The 20,122-nt window shown below is 49.8% G+C and carries 21 protein-coding genes and 1 tRNA gene; 9 read left to right on the top strand and 13 right to left on the bottom strand.

The features are described from left to right. Window positions 1-34: 34 nt before the first annotated feature. On the bottom strand, window positions 35-481 hold the full coding sequence (locus QQL62_RS00110; RefSeq protein ID WP_284374915.1) for a Ros/MucR family transcriptional regulator: 447 nt from the start codon (window positions 479-481) through the stop codon (window positions 35-37). A gap of 163 nt (window positions 482-644) precedes the next feature. Here QQL62_RS00110 and QQL62_RS00105 point away from each other — a divergent pair, with 163 nt between their 5' ends. Then, window positions 645-1,502, top strand: coding sequence for a hypothetical protein (locus tag QQL62_RS00105; protein WP_284374913.1), 858 nt, complete (start codon window positions 645-647; stop codon window positions 1,500-1,502). 10 nt (window positions 1,503-1,512) lie between these two features. On the opposite strand, the gene irrA is transcribed toward QQL62_RS00105, so the two are convergent. Continuing rightward, the gene (gene irrA / locus QQL62_RS00100) at window positions 1,513-1,944 is read right to left on the bottom strand and encodes an iron response transcriptional regulator IrrA (protein ID WP_284374911.1); all 432 of its coding nucleotides are present in this window, start codon (window positions 1,942-1,944) and stop codon (window positions 1,513-1,515) included. A 149-nt stretch (window positions 1,945-2,093) separates the two neighbouring features. On the opposite strand from irrA, the gene fabA reads away from it, so the two are divergent. The 7 genes from fabA to QQL62_RS00065 are packed head-to-tail and all read left to right on the top strand — an operon-like array spanning window position 2,094 to window position 8,363. Continuing rightward, on the top strand, window positions 2,094-2,600 hold the full coding sequence (gene fabA / locus QQL62_RS00095; protein WP_284374908.1) for a bifunctional 3-hydroxydecanoyl-ACP dehydratase/trans-2-decenoyl-ACP isomerase: 507 nt from the start codon (window positions 2,094-2,096) through the stop codon (window positions 2,598-2,600). A gap of 43 nt (window positions 2,601-2,643) precedes the next feature. Then, on the top strand, window positions 2,644-3,870 hold the full coding sequence (gene fabB, locus QQL62_RS00090; protein WP_284374906.1) for a beta-ketoacyl-ACP synthase I: 1,227 nt from the start codon (window positions 2,644-2,646) through the stop codon (window positions 3,868-3,870). A gap of 6 nt (window positions 3,871-3,876) precedes the next feature. Further along, window positions 3,877-4,665, top strand: coding sequence for an enoyl-ACP reductase FabI (locus QQL62_RS00085; protein WP_284374904.1), 789 nt, complete (start codon window positions 3,877-3,879; stop codon window positions 4,663-4,665). Window positions 4,666-4,673: 8 nt separating this feature from the next. Continuing rightward, a complete protein-coding gene (locus tag QQL62_RS00080; RefSeq protein ID WP_284374903.1) occupies window positions 4,674-5,453 on the top strand; it encodes a metalloprotease in 780 nt (259 codons plus the stop codon). A gap of 48 nt (window positions 5,454-5,501) precedes the next feature. Next, entirely contained in the window at window positions 5,502-6,188 is a 687-nt protein-coding gene (locus QQL62_RS00075) for a haloacid dehalogenase type II (protein WP_284374901.1), read from the top strand. Next, complete coding sequence (locus tag QQL62_RS00070) at window positions 6,185-7,159, top strand: threonine ammonia-lyase (RefSeq protein WP_284374899.1); 975 nt, start codon at window positions 6,185-6,187, stop codon at window positions 7,157-7,159. The genes QQL62_RS00075 and QQL62_RS00070 overlap by 4 nt, the downstream gene beginning before the upstream one ends. A gap of 1 nt (window position 7,160) precedes the next feature. Continuing rightward, window positions 7,161-8,363 (top strand): endonuclease/exonuclease/phosphatase family protein, encoded by a 1,203-nt coding sequence (locus QQL62_RS00065; RefSeq protein ID WP_284374896.1) that lies wholly within the window; start codon window positions 7,161-7,163, stop codon window positions 8,361-8,363. Here the strand turns inward: QQL62_RS00065 and QQL62_RS00060 are convergent. The 3 genes from QQL62_RS00060 to QQL62_RS00050 all read right to left on the bottom strand — a co-directional run bounded on the left by QQL62_RS00060 (window position 8,360) and on the right by QQL62_RS00050 (window position 12,093). After that, window positions 8,360-9,865: a malonate--CoA ligase gene (locus tag QQL62_RS00060; protein ID WP_284374895.1), complete on the bottom strand. Its 1,506-nt coding sequence runs from the start codon at window positions 9,863-9,865 to the stop codon at window positions 8,360-8,362. The genes QQL62_RS00065 and QQL62_RS00060 overlap by 4 nt on opposite strands. Before the next feature lie 216 nt (window positions 9,866-10,081). Further along, window positions 10,082-11,647, bottom strand: coding sequence for an alanine/glycine:cation symporter family protein (locus tag QQL62_RS00055; protein WP_284374893.1), 1,566 nt, complete (start codon window positions 11,645-11,647; stop codon window positions 10,082-10,084). Window positions 11,648-11,655: 8 nt separating this feature from the next. After that, a complete protein-coding gene (locus tag QQL62_RS00050) occupies window positions 11,656-12,093 on the bottom strand; it encodes a universal stress protein (RefSeq protein ID WP_284374891.1) in 438 nt (145 codons plus the stop codon). Window positions 12,094-12,288: 195 nt separating this feature from the next. Here QQL62_RS00050 and QQL62_RS00045 point away from each other — a divergent pair, with 195 nt between their 5' ends. Further along, complete coding sequence (locus QQL62_RS00045; protein WP_284374889.1) at window positions 12,289-12,759, top strand: Lrp/AsnC ligand binding domain-containing protein; 471 nt, start codon at window positions 12,289-12,291, stop codon at window positions 12,757-12,759. 8 nt (window positions 12,760-12,767) lie between these two features. Here QQL62_RS00045 and phoB read toward each other — a convergent pair whose 3' ends face one another. From phoB to QQL62_RS00005, 8 genes are all read right to left on the bottom strand, one after another. Further along, the gene (phoB, locus tag QQL62_RS00040; RefSeq protein WP_284374887.1) at window positions 12,768-13,466 is read right to left on the bottom strand and encodes a phosphate regulon transcriptional regulator PhoB; all 699 of its coding nucleotides are present in this window, start codon (window positions 13,464-13,466) and stop codon (window positions 12,768-12,770) included. A gap of 4 nt (window positions 13,467-13,470) precedes the next feature. Next, window positions 13,471-14,136 carry a phosphate signaling complex protein PhoU gene (gene phoU, locus QQL62_RS00035; RefSeq protein WP_284374885.1) on the bottom strand — a complete coding sequence of 222 codons (666 nt, stop codon included), beginning with the start codon at window positions 14,134-14,136 and terminating at the stop codon, window positions 13,471-13,473. Window positions 14,137-14,144: 8 nt separating this feature from the next. Further along, window positions 14,145-14,909 carry a phosphate ABC transporter ATP-binding protein PstB gene (gene pstB, locus QQL62_RS00030; protein ID WP_284374883.1) on the bottom strand — a complete coding sequence of 255 codons (765 nt, stop codon included), beginning with the start codon at window positions 14,907-14,909 and terminating at the stop codon, window positions 14,145-14,147. Between the two features lie 2 nt (window positions 14,910-14,911). Beyond that, the gene (gene pstA / locus QQL62_RS00025; RefSeq protein ID WP_284374881.1) at window positions 14,912-16,180 is read right to left on the bottom strand and encodes a phosphate ABC transporter permease PstA; all 1,269 of its coding nucleotides are present in this window, start codon (window positions 16,178-16,180) and stop codon (window positions 14,912-14,914) included. Next, window positions 16,173-17,141 carry a phosphate ABC transporter permease subunit PstC gene (gene pstC / locus QQL62_RS00020; RefSeq protein ID WP_284374879.1) on the bottom strand — a complete coding sequence of 323 codons (969 nt, stop codon included), beginning with the start codon at window positions 17,139-17,141 and terminating at the stop codon, window positions 16,173-16,175. Before pstC ends, pstA begins: the two co-directional genes overlap by 8 nt. A 164-nt stretch (window positions 17,142-17,305) precedes the next feature. Further along, window positions 17,306-18,343 (bottom strand): PstS family phosphate ABC transporter substrate-binding protein, encoded by a 1,038-nt coding sequence (locus tag QQL62_RS00015; RefSeq protein WP_284374877.1) that lies wholly within the window; start codon window positions 18,341-18,343, stop codon window positions 17,306-17,308. Between the two features lie 438 nt (window positions 18,344-18,781). Beyond that, window positions 18,782-18,857: transfer RNA gene (locus tag QQL62_RS00010), tRNA-Trp, on the bottom strand. A 106-nt stretch (window positions 18,858-18,963) separates the two neighbouring features. After that, window positions 18,964-19,923, bottom strand: a complete 960-nt coding sequence (locus tag QQL62_RS00005) for a glycosyltransferase family 2 protein (protein ID WP_284374875.1) — start codon at window positions 19,921-19,923, stop codon at window positions 18,964-18,966. Between the last annotated feature and the right edge of the window lie 199 nt (window positions 19,924-20,122).

Raw genomic sequence — 20,122 nt, 5'->3', positions numbered from 1 at the left:
ACACAAGAATGCAGCGGGGTTCAATCCCAACCACCTACCCGCGCTTGCGCCCAAGCCCGATTTTTTTGGCCAACTCTTGGCGTTTGGCGGCATAGCTTGGGGCGGTCATGGGGTAGTCTGGATCCAAATCCCATTTGCGGCGGTATTCGTTTGGCGTCATGCCATAGACCGACATCAGATGCTTTTTTAGCATTTTGAATTTCTTACCATCTTCGAGGCAAATAATATAATCCTCGGTGATGCTGTCTTCGATCTTCACGGCGGGGCGCAGAACATGCACATCCGAGGCCGCACCATTTTGCAATCCACTTAGCTGTGAAAACACCTGATCAATAAGCTTAGGAAGTTCGCTAGCATCTTGTGGCTTACTCATCAAAACCGCAGACACAATTTGCGCCGTACAAGCGACCAATTGATAGGGGCCTTCCACCTGTTTTGAAATCAGATCTTGGACTGAAACTGAAGGGCTATCAACTTTCATCCTAATACTCCTTTAAACGATTATTTACCCCCAAATATGACTTAACAAAATCAATTCAAGTAGTGCGTGTTAATTAATAAATTCTAAATTCATGATAGGGCAATGATTGTATCTTTACAGGACGCAAGGTAAGAACTGCGTAACGGTCAAGGAGTTCAATTTTATGAAAACGCTCAGTTACGCACATCTTCAAAGTCAAGAGAAATTGGGCGCATCAGCCAAGACAATTGCTCTGATTTTTGCAGATGACGACGTGAACTTGCACCATACAATTACCCATGCCATGGGCCTTGGATTTCAGCGTATTTTCATCTTTGGCAATCCGGAGCTAACGCCTGATTTAGATGATGATCGCTTGATTTGGGTTACAACAGATATTTTGACCAATGATGCGGTCATTGCAATCGTAAATACCTATATTGGACTGTTTCCAAACACATGGATACACTATTGTTTCAACGCTGAATATCTGTACTTCCCGTTTTGCGACACCCGCGGTATCGGGGATTTCGTTGGGTTTCTAGACGAGGAAAAACGCTTATCGGCCTTTGCCTCCACCATCGATCTGTATCCAGAAAGCATCACCAATACAGATCAGGATTTCGCACCGCAGCACGCCCACCTTGATCGGATCGGCTACTATTCCCACGCCAGAAGAGACGAATTCGGGCCACTTCCGCGCCAGCTAGATGTATTTGGTGGCTTACGCTGGCGCTTTGAAGAACACATCCCCTGGGAGCGCCGCCGCATCAACAACGCATCCGTTTTCAAGGCCAGCGAAGGATTAAAGCTGGGGCAAAATTTCACTTTCAACATTCCTGAATATGAAACCGTACAATGCGAATGGCACAACAGTCCGACCACCTGTGTCTGTTCGTTTCGCGCGGCTAAATATCTGCTGAACAACCCAGAATCGCGGGCCCAAATCCGCAGCTTTAGCTGGCCCAATTCAATCGAATTCGACCAATCTGCAAAGCAACTGCTGGAATTGGGGATGATGGAACCGGGGCAATGGTTCTAGCACGATTTGTTTAATGAGGGTCTGATGCCTTGCGACGCAACCGAATAACCACATCCACCCGATCAATTTCGTAGCCCTCTGGCGCCTCTGGTAATTTTTCAAACTGAACGGATTCCTTTGGCGCATCTGATAGTTCCGCAGTCTCGGACCAATAGAAATGCGGGTGATCATCCGTGCGGGTATCAAAATAGGATTTCTGTCCATCTACGGTGATCTCGTTCACCAGCCCTGCATCACAAAACACACGCAAGGTATTGTAAACGGTGGCCAGCGAAACGCTTAGGTTTTCCTCGGCTGCAGCCATATGCAGGCTCTCGGCACAGACGTGCCTATTTTGGTTATCCCCAACCAATAGGCGCGCCAAATCAAGGCGCTGACGCGTAGGCCGCACCCCGCCCTTTTTAAGCCATTCTTGGCTGATCATTTCAGGTGTGGTTGTCACAGGTCACCTATGATTTGCTTGCCCTTAATATGCCCCCTTCTATACCAGAGTTCAATTAAATTAATTTGGCAATCCGTTGGCAGCCCAACCCGCTATTGCCACCTATTGCTTAGCAATGGTAAGTATCGAAAAAAAATGGAGCAGGGTGAATGACCGACAGACCAACCAGCTATGGCAAAGAAGATCTTATTAAATGCGCGCAGGGCGAGCTGTTTGGCCCGGGCAACGCTCAGTTGCCCATGCCCCCAATGCTGATGATGGATCGCATCACCGAAATTTCCGCCGATGGTGGCAGCAATGGCAAGGGTCATGTGGTAGCTGAATTCGATATCAACCCTGACCTCTGGTTTTTTGAATGCCATTTTCCTGGCAACCCAATTATGCCGGGTTGTCTGGGGCTAGATGGTTTATGGCAACTAACGGGTTTCAATTTGGGCTGGCGCGGCATGCTGGGCAAAGGCATGGCTCTGGGCGTTGGCGAGGTAAAGCTGACCGGTATGGTCACCCCAACGCGCAAGATGTTAACCTATCACGTGGATTTCACGCGTGTGATCGATCGGCGCCTAAAGATGGGTGTTGCAGATGGCAAGGTGTTCGCCGATGGTGAGGAAATCTATTCCGTCACAAATATGAAAGTGGGCTTGGCAGACACTTAACCCCTGCCCCCCTGATTTATAAGAATTCAAAAGGAGTATGCTTATGCGCCGCGTCGTCGTTACTGGAATGGGGATTGTTTCCTCTATCGGGAATAACATCCAAGAAGTTACCACCAGCCTGAAAGAAGGAAAATCGGGCATTGTGGCCGCGCCTGATTATGCGGAAAAAGGATTTCGCAGCCAAATTCACGGCATGCCCCAGATCGATGTCACCGAACATATCGATAAACGCCAGATGCGTTTTATGGGCCAAGGTGCGGCATATAACTATCTATCAATGGAGCAGGCGATCGCAGATGCGGGCCTAGAACCCCATGAGGTATCTAATGAGCGCACCGGTTTGGTGATGGGCTCTGGTGGCCCCTCTACGATCAATTTGTTCGCCGCGCATCAGATCACGCTGGAAAAGGGTGCGCCGAAACGCATGGGGCCCTTTATGGTCACGCGCTGTATGTCCTCGACCAACTCGGCCTGTTTGGCAACGCCCTTTAAAATCAAAGGCGTGAACTATTCAATCACTTCGGCCTGTTCAACCTCTGCACATTGTATTGGAAATGGCGTCGAACAAATCCAATTTGGCAAACAAGATATTGTATTTGCTGGCGGCGGCGAAGAATTAGACTGGACCATGTCTTGCCTGTTTGATGCTATGGGAGCGATGTCCTCTAAGTACAACGACACACCTGCAACCGCATCGCGCGCCTTTGATGCGTCACGCGATGGGTTTGTAATCGCCGGTGGTGGCGGTGTTGTGGTACTAGAAGAGCTAGATCATGCCTTGGCGCGTGGTGCCAAAATCTATGCCGAAGTCACAGGCTACGGTGCTACATCTGACGGCCATGATATGGTGGCCCCCTCCGGTGAAGGCGGCGAACGCTCTATGCGGCTGGCCACAGGTACATTGGGCGAGCGTAAGGTAAGCTATATCAACGCCCACGGTACATCGACCCCTGCTGGGGATGTAACCGAGGTACAGGGCGTACGCCGTGTCTTTGAAGGCCAAGAACAACCAATCATCAGCTCGACCAAATCCCTAACGGGCCACTCTTTAGGGGCAACAGGTGTTCAAGAGGCGATCTACAGCCTGATCATGCTGGATAATGATTTTGTTGCCGCATCGGCCAATATCACAGATCTAGACCCAGAGCTAAAACCAGAAGAGATAGCCACCCAGCGCATCGATAACGCTGGTCTGGATACGGTTCTGTCAAACAGCTTTGGCTTTGGTGGCACGAATGCTACCATCGCCATGAGCAAATATACTGGATAGATTGATATGTCAGATTTGATGAAGGGCAAGCGCGGCCTAGTTATGGGCGTGGCCAATGATAAATCTATCGCATGGGGTATCGCACGCGAAATGGCCGCACAGGGCGCCGAGCTGGCGTTCACCTATCAGGGTGAAGCCTTTGGCAAGCGGGTAAAACCGCTGGCCGAGAGCCTCGGCTCGAATATTCTGGTGGATGTGGATGTAACCGATGACGCCTCTTTGGATAACGCATTTGCGCAATTGCAGGAAAAATGGGGTAGGTTGGATTTCGTTGTTCATGCGATTGCCTATTCTGATAAAAACGAGCTGACAGGTCGCTTTGTTGATACATCTCGCGAGAATTTTAAGAACTCGTTGGATATTTCTTGTTTCTCTCTTATCGAGATATCGCGTCGTGCGGCCGAGATGATGGATGATGGTGGCACGATCCTAACCCTGACCTACCAAGGCTCAAACCGTGTAACGCCTTATTACAACGTGATGGGCGTAGCCAAGGCCGCACTAGAAAGTGCCGTGCGCTATCTGGCAAATGATCTGGGGCCACAGGGCATTCGCGTGAATGCCATCAGCCCCGGCCCCATGCGCACATTGGCAGGCGCAGCGATTGGCGGCGCGCGCAAAACATTCCGCACTACAGAGGCAAATTCTCCGCTGCGCGCCAATGCAACACTAGAATCCGTTGGCGGCACCGCCGTTTATTTAGCCTCGGATTTTGGGGCCTGCACTTCTGGCGAAATTATCCGCGTTGATGGCGGCTATCACGTGTTAGGCATGGCGCAGCCAGAAAACCTGTAAGGCTCAGCATGACCGTCGCTCTTTCCTTAGGTCTGTGTTACCTGACCTATCTGATTTTACGCGGCGGTTGGCGTACCTCTCGCGGCCGATTGCGCATCGATTTTTCGATGAACGCGCTGATCATGGCGGCCCTATCAATTGCGGCGGCTATGTTCTTTTTTGGGCCAATCACCGGCCTAGCATTGGTCGCGATCATCGCGATCCACGAGTTTGGCCATGTGGCCGCATTTCGCATTTGCGGTCACGATGACGCAACCTTTCGCCTGATCCCTCTGATGGGCGGGGTTGCCAGCTCTGCCAAGCGCCCAGATGGGCCGCTGCAACAATATTTCATTTCGATAATGGGGCCTGCGATCTGTATCGCACCAACGATCTTGGCCCTGTCCTTGGTTTATGGAAATTACGATATGCCCCCGATGTTACGGGAATTCCTGTGGGATTTTGGCATTTTCTCTGGCACGATCAATTTCTTCAACCTACTGCCAATCGGTCCCCTTGATGGTGGGAAAATCTCACACATTCTGTTTGAAATTTTCTGGCCCAAGGCCGCCAAGCCCTTTGGGATGGTAATGATGGGCATTGCCCTATTGGTTGGGATTTATATGCAGAGCATCTTTATCATATTGCTGACGCTGATGTCCCTGCCAAATGTCACACAACCGCCCCCCTATATTTTAGCAAGAAAACCCACGAAACGACAGGGGGCGATGCTTTTGGGAACCTATTTGGTTAGCGCGGCAACGCTGCTTTGGGCTGGCATACCTCTATTGGCCTATTATCTGCGCTAAGGTTTGACCCGCATGCAGAATTGGTCATAGTGCAGTAAGGAGCATAGTATGATCAAAGCCTGTATATTCGATGCCTATGGCACACTGTTCGATGTGGCCGCCGCCGCGCGTATTTTAGCCGCAGAGAAGGGGCGTGAGAGCTTTGCTAAACACTGGCCAGAAATTTCCCAGAACTGGCGCCTAAAACAGCTTCAGTACACTTGGTTACGTGCGATTATGGAGCAACATACTGATTTTTGGCAGGTCACCCAGGAGGGGCTGGACTATGCACTAGAGGCCTCCGACCAAACAGACCCAGAACTGCGCGCCGCATTGTTGGCGCTGTATTGGGAATTGCCCGCATATCCCGAGGTTCGAGAAATGCTGACCCGGTTAAGGTCAATGGGTCAGAGCACTGGCATTCTGTCTAACGGTTCGCCTGATATGTTGATGGGGGCGGTTAATTCGGCCGACATCGGTGCACTGTTGGATGCAACAATCAGTGTCGAAGACGTCGGTGTATTCAAGCCTGCCGCCCCTGTTTATCAGTTGGTCTTGGATAAATTTAATGTCGTACCCAACGAGGTTTTATTCGTATCATCCAACGGATGGGATGTGGCAGGTGCGTCTGGTTTTGGCTTTACAACGCTGTGGGTTAATCGCGCCAAAGACCCGATAGACCGCTTGCCCTTTGCTCCACATAAAATCATATCTGACCTGCGCACCGTCCCAGAAATTGTCAAGGAATTCTCATGAGCTCGCTTAGCGAAATCCAAGCCGCCGCCGCGCGCATCGCAGGACATACACGAAAAACGCCCCTGCTCTCTTCGCCTTTTTTGGATCAGATTGCAGGGCGCCCGATATTTGTGAAACCAGAATGCCTTCAGCACAGCGGATCCTTTAAATTTCGCGGCGCGTGGTCAGCGATTTCGAATCTCAGCATGGATCAACGCCGCGCGGGGGTTATTGCCTTTTCGTCGGGTAATCATGCACAGGGGGTCGCCATGGCCGCCGCTCACCACAATTGCAGTGCAATAATTGTGATGCCTTCAGATGCCCCAGAAATTAAGCGTACAAATACCCAAGCATTGGGAGCAGAAGTGGTTCTATATGATCGCGAAACAGAAGATAGAGAGGCCGTGACCGCAGCGCTTAATCCCGATGGCGCTCGCACCTTGATTGCGCCATTTAACAACCATGATGTCATCGCAGGGCAAGGAACCATCGGGCTGGAAATAGCTGTACAATCTGCAGAACTTGGAATCGATAGCGCCAGCGTTCTAATTCCCTGCGGCGGTGGCGGGTTAACATCCGGTGTGGCCCTAGCGCTGGAACAGCACCCAGGCCTGACCGTACATCCCGTAGAACCCGAGGGATTTGATGATGTGGCACGTTCGCTGGTTTCGGGGAAACCCGAGATAAACCAGCGCTTGTCTGGATCGATTTGCGATGCAATTCTCACTCCAAGCCCCGGAGAGCTGACCTTCCCTATACTAAACAGGCTTTGCAGCGAAGGCATTGTGATCCCCGAAGAGGATTGTCTGCGGGCCATGGCCCTGGCGTTTGAGCGGCTAAGAATAGTAATCGAACCGGGTGGGGCCATTGCCTTGGCTGCCGCCTTGTTCCATCCGGACAAGATTGCTGGCGATACGGTAATCGCAGTTGCCAGTGGTGGGAATGTCGGCGCAGAAATGTTCACCCAAGCCCTTAAAAATATGAAAGCATAGCATGAGCACATTTACCATCAGCAGCTTCAACGTAAAAAACTTGATCGGTGCCGATCAGGAATTCTACAGATTTGAAAAATACACCCCAGAGGAGTACGCTTGGAAGCAAGACTGGCTGGCAGATCAGGTCCTATCGCTGAACGCTGATATCATCGGCTTCCAAGAGATTTTCACCGAAGAATCGCTACAGGACGTGATTGCCGAGGTCAACAAGCGTGGCGCGGATCACAATGCAGATGTCATCCCCGATAGATCCAAGCGCTATCATCGCAAAGCTATTTTTAAGAAGCTACGCCACGAGGCCTATGGCGAAGGCAGCTTGTTTTTCGCACCGAATATTCACGATGGTGAACCGGGACATCGCCGCCCTGGGCTGGCTATGCTATCACGCCACGGTTTTGTTGGTACGCCAGAAATAATCCAAGAGTTGGAAACACCCCTTAGCATAAAATTCCCAGAACTGGGGGGTGGGGACGCTGGGAAATTCACCCTAACGCGCCTATCTCGCCCCATGATCAAAGCCCACATCAATGTTGATGGGCAAAAAATTTGCGTCTTTAACTGTCACTTGAAATCCAAGCTAGGGGAATACCTGCGCCCCGCAGGTGCCGAGTTTTCGCCAGAAGCCGATTTGACCAACTATGACCCAATTGGCCGCGCTATGGGGGCGCTGCGCGCAACCGTCCGGCGCATGGCCGAGGCCTTGGTTCTGCGCCGCCTCATTGTTGCCGAGCTAGCCTTGGGGACGCCCGTGATGGTTCTGGGCGATTACAACGACAGCGAGCATGCGGTATCATCGGAGATCATCGCCGGCGAAAAACCCTTTAAGAACTATGCGTGGATGCGCCGCCATAATGCCGAAAAGCGCAATGATCGCTATAGTGATGAAGAGAACATCCATATTCGCGGTGAAATCGAACGTAACCGCATGATTTCTGCCGAGAAGTTATTCGTACAAAAGAGCCTACGTGACATGGTCTACACCTCAGCCTTTGGGGGCGTGTATGAAAGCATCGATCAGATTTTGATGAGCAATCATTTCATCCCCACATCAGAGAATGCGATTGGTGAAATGGAATATTTCAGCGTGTTTAATGACCATCTGACAGATGGATCACACCCAGAGGCACCCTATAATAAGCTGGCCTCTGATCATGGCCAGATCATGGCGCATATGAAAATATGGGGCGATAAAACCAGCTAAGCGAACAGATTAGTGTACTGTTTACGCAGCAGGTTCTTTTGCACTTTACCCATGGTATTACGCGGCAAGATATCCACAACAATCAATTGGCGCGGCTGTTTAAACCGCGCCAATTGACCCGCTAAACCAGTTTGAATGCTGACGATATCCAATTTCGCGCGGGGCCGTGCCACCAAAATCCCTACGGGGGTTTCACCAAAATCGGGGTGTGGTACGCCAATAACAGCACTCTCTAAAACGCCAAATTGCGCATCCAAAACCTGTTCTATTTCCTTAGGGTAGATATTTAGCCCCCCCGAAATAATCAGGTCTTTCTCGCGCCCCACAATGTGCACATAGCCCTGATCATCTTGACGCGCCAAATCACCCGTGATGAAAAACCCATCCGCGCGAAACGCTTCTGCGGTTTTTTCTGGCATATTCAGATAGCCCTGAAACACATTTTCTCCGCGCACCTCTAGCATACCAATTTCACCCCGTACCACCGCCGTGCCCTTGCTCTCATCAACGATTCGAATGTCCACATCGGGCAGGGCCAACCCTACGGTGCCAGCCCGCCGTGCTCCACTATAGGGATTAGAGATGCTCATACCTGTTTCTGTCATCCCGTAGCGCTCTAGGATTCGATGACCTGATATAGCCTCAAATTTTTCGTGCGTGTCCTGCAACAAGGGTGCGCTACCAGAAACAAACAACCGCATGTTTTCCGTGACTGACCGGTTAAACGCAGGTGAATCTAGCAATCTGGTGTAAAATGTCGGAACGCCCATTAGGGCCGTAGCCTTTGGCATCTGTTCGATCACCAATCCGGCATCAAATGCTGGCATTAAATAGACCTCTGCACCAGAGATCAGCGCCACGTTCATCGCAACAAACAGCCCATGAGTATGGTAAATCGGCAGGGCATGAATAAGACGGTCGTGGTGATCAAACTGCCACAAATCAACCAAGGTCTGGGCATTTGACAACAAATTTCCCTGTGTAAGCATTGCCCCCTTAGAACGCCCGGTGGTTCCAGAGGTATAGAGCAATGCGGCCAAATCATCAGCACAGCAAGCAACCGTAGAAAAGTGCCCTGGCTGTTTCTGCGCGTGATCCGCTAAGGTTCCCGTGCCATCGTCATTTAATGTCAGCATCGCAATGTCGGGTAAATTATCCACTAAACAGGCATATTTGTCCTTATCACAAATCAGCAATTTAGCAGCGCTATCGGTGATGAAATATCTCAGCTCTGCCGCTGTATATCCCGTGTTCAGCGGCAAAAAAACGATCCCCGTCTGTAGGCAAGCCAAATAAATGCACAACGCGGTGGGGGATTTTTCCACTTGTACCGCCAAGACATCCTCTTTGCCTAATCCAAGCGCGCAGAGGCTATTTGCGATACGTGCGGTTTGCGTGATGACATCCCTAAAGCTCAGGTTCTGCCCATCAGGTGTGGTGATACATACGCGCTCTCGGTCCAAATGAGGGCCAAGAAGGGCATCAAATAGCGGATTGGGCATATGGCACCCCTGTCATAGAATAATCAGTCATCCCCGAACAGTTTTGGATCGCGCGGGTTGCCATAATATGACGACATGGCACGTGGCATTCAACCCGTTCTTATCCCATGGCCCCAGTCTAAAATGTGGCCGATTGCCTGCCGCCTGCGGCAACGGTGTAATACGCATTGCTATTGCGACGGATCGGCGCGCGAGATAACCCGCGCGCCGCTATTATTATTCGACGAATTTCTTGATTTCGCCTGATTCCAAACGGTCGGCATAAGAAATCAATTCTTTCTTCACCAGCTTCATCAGGAAATACAGCGCAAGGATGTTCACCACGGCCATGGCAAAAATCGCTGCGTCAGAGAAATCGATCACTGGGGTAAGGCTAGCCGCAGCACCGATAACGATGAATACACAGAAGATAACCTTGAAGGTCAGTTCTGATTTCGCACTTTCTCCGAACAAGAATGTCCATGCCTTTAGCCCATAATATGACCAAGAGATCATGGTAGAGAATGCAAACAGAACAACCGCAATGGCCAAAATGTATGGGAACCAGCTGATGCTCGCACCGAAGGCCGCAGAAGTTAGCGCAACACCACCAACACCACCGACAGTAGCAATCGCATCACCAGCTTCGTTCAGGGCATAATTGCCAGTCACCGGATCAACAATCAGCTGTTGTGAAATGGTAATAACCAAGGCAGTCATTGTACAAACCACAACCGTGTCGATCAGCGGCTCTAACAAGGATACAAAACCCTCTGTGATCGGTTCTTTGGTTTTCACCGCTGAGTGGGCAATCGCCGCTGAACCAACACCAGCCTCGTTTGAGAATGCCGCACGTTTGAGCCCTTGGATCAAGGCACCAACAAAACCACCGGCAACACCCAGACCGGTAAAGGCACCAGCAAATATCTGACCGAATGCCCAGCCGATTTTATCGTAGTTCACCAACAGAATGATCAATGCTGCACCAACGTACAGAATGCCCATCAATGGAACAATCTTCTCGGTTACGTTCGCGATCGATTTGATACCGCCAACGATAACGGCAAAAACAACACCCGCGAATACCAAGCCAGTGATCCAGCCAGGATATTCACCAACAATACCTGAAATCTGTGCGTGGGCTTGGTTTGCTTGGAACATGTTGCCCCCGCCCAATGCACCCAAAATACAGAATACCGCGAACAAAACAGCCAAGATTTTACCACCCGGTAGGTTAAGTTCGTTAAAACCCTTGGTTATGTAATACATCGGGCCACCAGAAACGGTGCCATCTGGGTATTCATTCCGGTACTTAACACCCAGCGTACACTCGGTGAATTTCGATGCCATGCCCATAAGCCCCGCTAGAATCATCCAAAACGTAGCCCCCGGGCCACCGATACCAACGGCCACGGCAACACCAGCGATGTTCCCCAGACCAACCGTACCGGATAGCGCGGTCGCCAATGCCTGAAAGTGACTTACCTCACCAGCATCATTGGGATCAGAATAATCCCCCCGAACCAAGTGAATCGCATGCTTAAAGAAACGAAACTGAACGAACCCAAAGTAAAAGGTAAAGACAGTAGCTGCCACAACCAGCCACATCACAATCCATGGGAAGGACACGCCCCCGACCTCAAACGGCAGAGGCGCAAAAATGAATCCCACAAACGGGCCGGTAACTTTGGCAAATGCGGCGTTAACCTTCGCATCGAATCCCATGGCCTCTTCGGCCAGAACGGGGTTTGCTAGAATAGTGGCCATCATGGCCATCAGCGTAATTTTCATTTTCGTAAACATAATATCCCCTATCCTACGACCGTGACTGGTACATCGGCATGCATCACCAAATTCTGGGTGGCGCTGCCGAAAATGCGTTTGGCAATACCGCTATCAGATGTGCGGCCCACAATGATCTGTGATGCCCCATTGGATACGGTAAGCTTGTTCAGTGTTTCCGCAACATCCCCATGCTGAACAATACCGCGCGCCTTGAAACCGGCGGCTTTCAATTCTGCGACCGCAGGATCCACAATGCGGGTTGTTGCTGTTTCCAGCTCCTCTTCACGACGTTTGTGACGTTTGGCATTTTCCTCGGCTGTTTGAAATGAAAACGGCGACCACTCGATCACATAAATTGCAATCAGTTCGCAATCGTCAATACGGCCTCCCAGCTCTTTGGCAAATGCAAGAGCACGGCTACCCGTCTCGGCACCATCAAGCCCCACTACTAGTTTTACAGTCATGCACTCTCTCCTTTTATGCAAAAATCTTAACCAAATTTGCGATTAATTTTACAGATGCACAACACTAGGTTGTATAACTCTCGCATTTATGGTTAAGGGGATAGAATAGTGATATACACTAGGAATAGGCTTTCTTTTTGGGGAAATTAACACTATATTTGCTAAATAATCTCATATTTTTAGGGAAAATTACCAATGGGCAGGGATTTAGATAAAATTGATCTTCGAATTCTGGAGGAGTTAGAGGCCAATGGGCGCCTATCAATTGTTGATCTTGCAGCACGAATCAATCTTAGCAACACCCCATGTTCCGAGCGCGTTAAACGGCTGGAAAGAACGGGGTACATAAAAAAGTACAAAGCGATTTTGGATATGGAGCGCCTTGGCCGCGCTCATTTGACCGTGGTTCAGGTATCGCTTTCAGCAAATGGGGCAACCTCGCTGACCGAATTTAATCGCGCGATCAAAGAGATTCCCGAGGTCGAAAGTTGCCTGATGGTTGCCGCGTCATTTGATTACTTGCTCACCATTCGCACACGCGACATGGCACATTTCCGCGAAGTTCTGGGCGAGAAGTTAAACAACCTACCCAGCATACTGCAGACCAGTTCTTTTGCGGTGATGGAAACCGTGGCCAACGAGGCAAGCTACTTTTCGCGCTCCTAGATCAGGATTTATTCTAAACCGCTATCCAACGAATAACCAAATCCCCGCACCGTGCGGATGTATTTTTGATCGATCGCAGAATTCAATTGCTTGCGTAGGCGGCCAATATGCACATCCACAGTGCGGGTTTCGACCTCTAGGTTGTTTTCCCAAACCCGTTCCAGCAGCTGATCGCGCGAAAACACGCGACCTGGGGCTTCCATGAAGACCCGCAACAATTTGAATTCCAGCGGCCCAAGTACAATCTGCTTTCCTGCGGCGCTGACTACATGGCGGACTTTGTCCATGTACAAGGCCTCATAGGATAGCACCTCGGCGCCTGTGCTACCGCGGCTGCGCAATCCAGCGCGCACCCGCGCTAGAAGCTCTTTGATAGAATAGGGCTTTACGATAAAATCATCCGCCCCTGTGTCTAGCCCACGCACCTTGTCATCTTCTTCGCCGCGCGCAGTTAACATTATCACAGGTATATTTTGCGTGGCCCGGTCTCGCTTAATTTGCCGGCAGACCTCTAGCCCTGAAATCTGAGGTAACATCCAGTCCAGTAGGATCAGGTCGACATGACCCTCCTTCAGATGCAACAGCCCCTCTTCACCTGTTTCAGCCCTCAGAACATCATAACCCTCGACACCTAGGTTATAGGAAAGAAGCTCAAGTTGAGAAGGTTCGTCTTCGACAATCAGAATTCTGGGGTTACCAACAGACATCGGTTTACTCTTCTAACAGTTCGCCAGTAACAAGGTAGTGCACCTGTTCTGCAATATTGGTCACTTGGTCGCCAGAACGCTCGATGTTCTTCGAAATAAACAACAGATGCGTGCAGGCCTCTATATTGCGTGGGTTTTCCATCATATAGGTCAACAATTCGCGAAACAGCGCATCTGTCTTGTCGTTGACATCTTGATCCGCCTCACGCGCTTTCATTGCCTTGTCTAGATCACGGTTAACATAGGCCTCCATAACCATATCCAGCATCGCCGTGATTTTGTCTGACATTTCCGAAATACTGCGCAAAACAGGTTTCAACTTTGACAAATCATCCAACTCGCGGGCGCGGTAGGACAAGGTCTTGGCGTAATCACCCATGCGCTCAAGGCTGGTAGAAACCTTTAGCGTGGTAATGGCGCTGCGCAAATCCTCGGCCATTGGTTGACGCAAGGCGATCAATCGGATGGCCTTTTCGTCAATCTTTTCTTCGAGGCGATTGATCGCGCTGTCGCCTTTGATCACCTTTTTGGCCAATGCATCATCGCCAGATTGCAAGGCTTGTGCCGCATCTTTGATTTGTACTGCTATCTTGTCGGCCATTTCGACCAATAGCTGTTCAATTTCACTTAGGTCTTTATCAAACCGTGTAACGATATGAGTATGTTCCATTGTCTTTCCTATCCGATCCGACCTGTAATATAGTTTTGGGTGCGCTCATCTTTGGGCGATGTGAAAATTGTTTTGGTTGGGCCGCTTTCCACAAGGTTACCCATGTGGAAGAACGCCGTGCGTTGTGATACCCGTGCAGCCTGCTGCATAGAGTGAGTTACAATGATAATGGTAAAGTTTTTGCGAAGCTCATCAATCAATTCTTCGATAATCGCGGTGGCGATAGGATCGAGTGCTGAACAAGGCTCGTCCATCAAGACGACGCGGGGCTTCACAGCAATTGCGCGCGCAATACACAGGCGCTGTTGCTGCCCACCAGATAGACCGGTTCCGGTTTCCTGTAGGCGGTCTTTTACCTCTTCCCATAATCCGGCCTTAATCAATGACCACTCGACCAGCTCTTCCATTTCGGCTTTGCTGCTGGTTAGACCGTGAATGCGCGGGCCATAGGCCACATTGTCAAAAATCGATTTCGGGAATGGGTTTGGCTTCTGGAAAACCATCCCGACCTGAGACCGCAAGGCAACCACATCCACATTGGCGGCATAGATATCCTGATCTGCTATTTTAATCTCGCCTTCGACGCGACAAATATCAACCAAATCATTCATGCGGTTGATACAGCGTAAGAAGGTGGTTTTACCACATCCAGATGGGCCAATCAGCGAGGTCACCTTATTTTCGGGGATCTCTAGGTTAATTTTGTCTAGGGCTTGTTTCTGGCCATAGAATACATCCACATCGCGTGCGGTTATGATGGGGGTCTTTGTCATTATTAAAACCTCAGTTCGTATTTCTTACGCAGGATAATCGCTGCAATGTTCATCAAAACAAGGAACAGAAGCAAAACGATAATCGCCGCAGATGTTTTTTCTAAGAAGGCTCGTTCAGGCGCATCCGCCCAAAGGAAGATTTGTACAGGTAGCGCTGTTGCCGGCTCAAGGAAGCTTTTGGGCACGTCTACGATAAAGGCGACCATACCAATCATCAACAATGGTGCGGTATCACCCAAGGCCCGCGCCATACCCACAATCGCCCCTGTAAACATCCCAGGCAAAGCCAAGGGTGCAACATGATGGAAGGTGGCCTGTACGGGGCTTGCACCCATCCCCAGAGCCGCCTCGCGGATTGACGGAGGAACCGCACGCAGGCTGGCGCGTGAAGCGATGATAATCGTAGGCAGGGTCATTAGCGACAAGACCATCCCACCAACCAGTGGTGACGAACGTGGCAGGCCGAAGGTGCTTAGGAAAATTGACAGCCCTAGTAGACCAAATACAATCGAGGGCACCGCCGCTAGGTTGTTAATATTGATCTCGATGATATCAGACCAGCGGTTTTTAGGCGCAAATTCCTCTAGGTAGACCGCAGATAGGATTCCAATAGGGAATGATAGTAGAAAACAGACCGACAAAGACAGGGCTGATCCAACCAAGGCGCTTAGGATTCCGGCCAATTCCGGTTCACGGCTATCGCCATTGGTAAAGAACTTGGTGTTGAAAACCGATTTGATCGCACCGTTTTCTGCCAAGTTGTCGATCCACCCGATTTGTTGATCATCAAGGCGACGATCACTTTCCGGTACATGCCGGTCAATCTGTCCCTTGGAGAAGATATCCACATCATCCGAGGCACTTACCCAAATAATCTGAGTGCCTCCCAAAATGCTGGGGTCCTCTTCTATTTGATTGCGCAATTCGAAACCAGCATCCGTACTGACCAAACCATATAGCTTTCTTTTTTCTGCTCGTTTTGTGGCATCCGGGAAAGTTTCGCGCAGGGCTGCTTTGATTATCGCGTCAAAACGTGCGCTACGGATATCTGCCGGATCAACGTTTTTGGCGGACAGATCCAACTTCAACGCTATCTGATGCGTTTGTAGGGCACTTTTCCCCTGCCAAAAGATAGATCCAACCATAAAGATCAGAAACGCTAGCGACAGTGCAATAGCAAAGCGGCCCATCATCTGGAAACGCGTCTCGGCACGGTGACGTTTTGTAAGGTGCGCTTGGCCCTTAAGAAAACTGGTGTTTGTACTAGTCATATTGTTCTCTATATTTCTTCACGATACGCAGGCTGAAATAGTTCAACAACAGGGTTGCCATGAACAATAACAGGCCAAGGGCGAATGCGGATAGGGTTTTTGCGCTATCAAATTCTTGGTCCCCAGTAAGTAGGGCAACGATTTGCGCAGTAATGGTGGTCACGGCATCTAACGGGTTCGCGGTAAGATTTGCGGCCAATCCAGCCGCCATCACCACAATCATTGTTTCACCGATCGCACGGGAGGCGGCCAACAAAAGGCTGCCAGCAATTCCAGGAATTGCAGCGGGTAAAATCACCTGACGGATGGTCTCGGCCTGGGTTGCACCCAGCCCCATCGAGGCATCACGCATGGCCTGGGGTACTGCGTTGATCACATCATCTGACAGAGATGAAATCAAAGGCACAATCATGATTCCCATGACCAGACCAGCCGCAAGTGCGCTTTCTGATGCGACCTCCAGACCGACACTGCTGCCTGTCCAGCGGATAAATGGCGCGACCGTCAATGCAGCGAAAAATCCGTAAACAACCGTTGGGATACCGGCCAGAATTTCCAGCATTGGCTTGATCACATCACGCGAGCGTTTACTGGCATATTCCGCTAGAAAAATTGCAGATGCGAGCCCCAGCGGTGTGGCGACCACCATGGCGATTGCAGAGATCAACAACGTACCGGTAAATAAGGGGATGACCCCAAACTTACCCTCTGCCGCGACCTGATCTGTTCGCAGAGCGGTCTGCGGTGACCATTCAGTTGAAAACAAAAACTCCGTAATCGGAATTTTTTTAAAAAACTCGATGGCCTCTACGACCAGCGAAAGCACGATACCAATTGTAACCCCAACAGCAACAAGAGAACATAGGATCATGGTAAGCTTAAGAATGCTTTCGCCAATCTTTGTTCTATTGCCGGTGTTGATGATGAAATCGGTTGGATTAGATTGAGCCTTGGCAGTCATAGGCAGTCCCCAGTTTATATTCCTGTCCGATTCTTACGAACAGGTTAACAATAGATTTTCTATGTAACGCTTAGACTTCAGTTATGTAACGGTTTTGTAAACATACCCAAGCGCGCAAAAAAAAAGAGGCCCAAGGGCCCCTTTCTAAATTCTATTGCAATGATTTACATCGCTAGGTTGCTAAGACCAGTGATTTTACCAGCCCACTCAGCGCGCTCAGCTTCGGTCATTGGGATCAGGCCCTTATCAGCTAGGTAGCCCTCTTCACCCCAAGCATCTTCTGATGTGAATTCAGCCAAGAACTCTGCAACACCTGGAACGACACCAACATGGTCTTTCTTCACATAGAAATACAGTGAGCGAGAAACAGGATATGTACCCTCTGCGATTGCTTCAAATTCTGGCGCAACACCGTTAATCTTGGAACCTTGAACCGCATCAGAGTTTTGCTCTAGGAAAGAGAAGCCAAAGATGCCCAAAGCAGCTGGGTTAGCCTGTAGCTTTTGAACGATCAGGTTATCGTTTTCGCCTGCTTCTACATATGCGCCATCTTCGCGGATTGTGTGGCACAATGATTTATAGGCAGCCCGATCAGTGCTCTTCAATTCTTTGATCCAAGCAACCGATTTACAGCCGCCTTCCATTGCCAACTCAACGAATGCATCACGTGTACCAGATGTCGGGGGTGGTCCCAATACTTCGATTTTTACTGCTGGCAACTGTGGGTTCACTTGATCCCAAGTTACATAAGGGTTCGCTTGTAGTTTACCCTCTTCTTCGGCTGGAACATCTTTGGCCAATGCCAAGAAGATATCTGCCAAAGTTAGGTCAAACTGTGTCGCTTGCTTCGAGTTTGACAAAACAATGCCGTCATAACCGATTTTAGCTTCTACGATGTCGTTGATGCCGTTTGCGGCACATTTTTCCACTTCGGAGGATTTGATCCGGCGTGACGCGTTTGTGATGTCAGGATGTGCTTCACCAACACCAGCGCAGAACAATTTCAAACCACCGCCAGAACCAGTTGATTCAACAACAGGTGTTTTGAAATCTGTATTTTTACCAAAGCGTTCAGCAACGGTTGTAGAGAACGGGAATACAGTAGATGAGCCAACAATCTTCAGCTGATCGCGATCAGCGAAGGCAGGTGCAGCGACAGCTGTCATGGCAACAGCAGTAATGGATAGAGCTTTAGTGAACATCAGTTCGACCTCGGTTTAGTTAATACGTCCCGATTCTTATCGGATGAGAAATGTTTAGAATTCCTATGTGACAGGAAGGCATAGATTGTGTAACAATTTTGCAAAATCAATTAAATCACGGAATTATATACGAAAAATTAACGATTTTCCGAAAGTCGGAGGCTGACTCTTTCATTCATGCACTTGCAACCCTTAGGTGATATCGCAAGGTGGTGACGCCTTGATCTCGCCTCATATCGATGATCTGCATACCGTCAGCCGCGACAATCCCTCAAAAGCAACCTTAGCGTTCTCTAGTTGCATCAAATATGGTGTAAATTTCTGCCAATATTCCTGCTCCGCAAAAATGCGTAGACTGGAGTGAGTTTTGGATGACAGCCAGCTGATAAAATCAATGTGTCAAAGTTCACGCTAGCACATTGATTGACACCAAAACTTTGGCAGGGGCTGAGGGACTCGAACCCACGACCCTCGGTTTTGGAGACCGATGCTCTACCAACTGAGCTAAACCCCTATACCAAAGTGGTTACGCTTTACGAAATGCGGACAGGCAATGCAAGCGAATGCTGAACCGGTTTTGATATTTTTCAAAAGCAACAAAGAACAGACCGGCGCATGGGTTAACGCGCGCACACCCGATCATATAGTGCGCGCAGTTCTGGGTTCTCTTGGGTCCGTTCGAACATTTCCAATTGTTTTTGCAGGGCCATCAAGCGCAGGCTAAGCAAACGCCCCCCGGATAGATCATTTAGCCGCTCCATGGTTGCACTTAGATGTGACACCCGCTGCTGTAGAATCAGATCCTGTTCGTCATTAATATTGTACATGTCCCAATAACCCGCGTTTACATCCACAGGCGGGAACCCAGGGCGTCCCTTTAGGGCCTTTAGCAAAAACGTCTGGGCGTCCCTTAGTATATAGTGGTTGATTTGGGCAAAGCGACGCCCCTCGGGATCACTGCTATACCAGTTATGGCTATCAAAACTCCCCTCAGCCATTCCAGAGCCATTGGTTTCTGCGGGCTGGGCTATCAAGGGCTCGCGCGGGCGATGAATACCTGGGCGTTTGAATGCCTCCGAACGGAACAATGTCTTGAATGCCGATGGTTTGGTGCGGATCAAATCATCCTTTTGAGCCATAGTAAATCGCTCGGTAATCAACTCTCCTGATAGTTCCTGATGATCCCCTGACCCAAAAATCTTCCAATTGAGTCGAATCTCATCGGCCTGTGGAACATGATTGAACAAGGACTGCACGGTTTGCTCTGGCGTTTTCACACATAGAAATTCGTCCCCATCCAATGCCAAGACATAATCCGCATCGTGGTATTCTGGCATTTGCGAGACCCGCCGGTAGGCCCGCATCTGCCAATTTCTTTTTTCAGCAGATTGCGCGCCCCCATTTAGGAACAGCTTGATCGCCCCGATTTCCTGCAAAATCGATAGCGCCTTGCGCGTTCCATCGGTGCTGTCATTTTGAAACACTATTATATCGTCAAAACCTGCGTTCAGATGATGGGCAACCCATTCCCAAACCGCACTACCCTCGTTGCAAATAGACGTAACTAACAAACAGCGCATTGAAATAGCTCTTTCACTAAAGGTGGATGACCGAATCTTAGCCGCGAAAGGCTGCATCCGCCACCCCGATAGACAGATAGCGGCAATCGCGTTACTTTTTCACCCCTTATTCGCCCTCGATCGGCGCATTCTCCTGTGTCATTCAATCACGCGGCAGTGAACTTTGATTTCAGTCTTTCACAAGCCGCTCTTTTTTTCA

Source organism: Amylibacter marinus, from assembly GCF_030160015.1.
GTDB classification, from domain to species: Bacteria; Pseudomonadota; Alphaproteobacteria; order Rhodobacterales; family Rhodobacteraceae; genus Amylibacter; species Amylibacter marinus.
The sequence above is the reverse complement of the archived record's forward strand: the minus strand, read 5'-3'. Positions and strand labels throughout refer to the sequence as shown.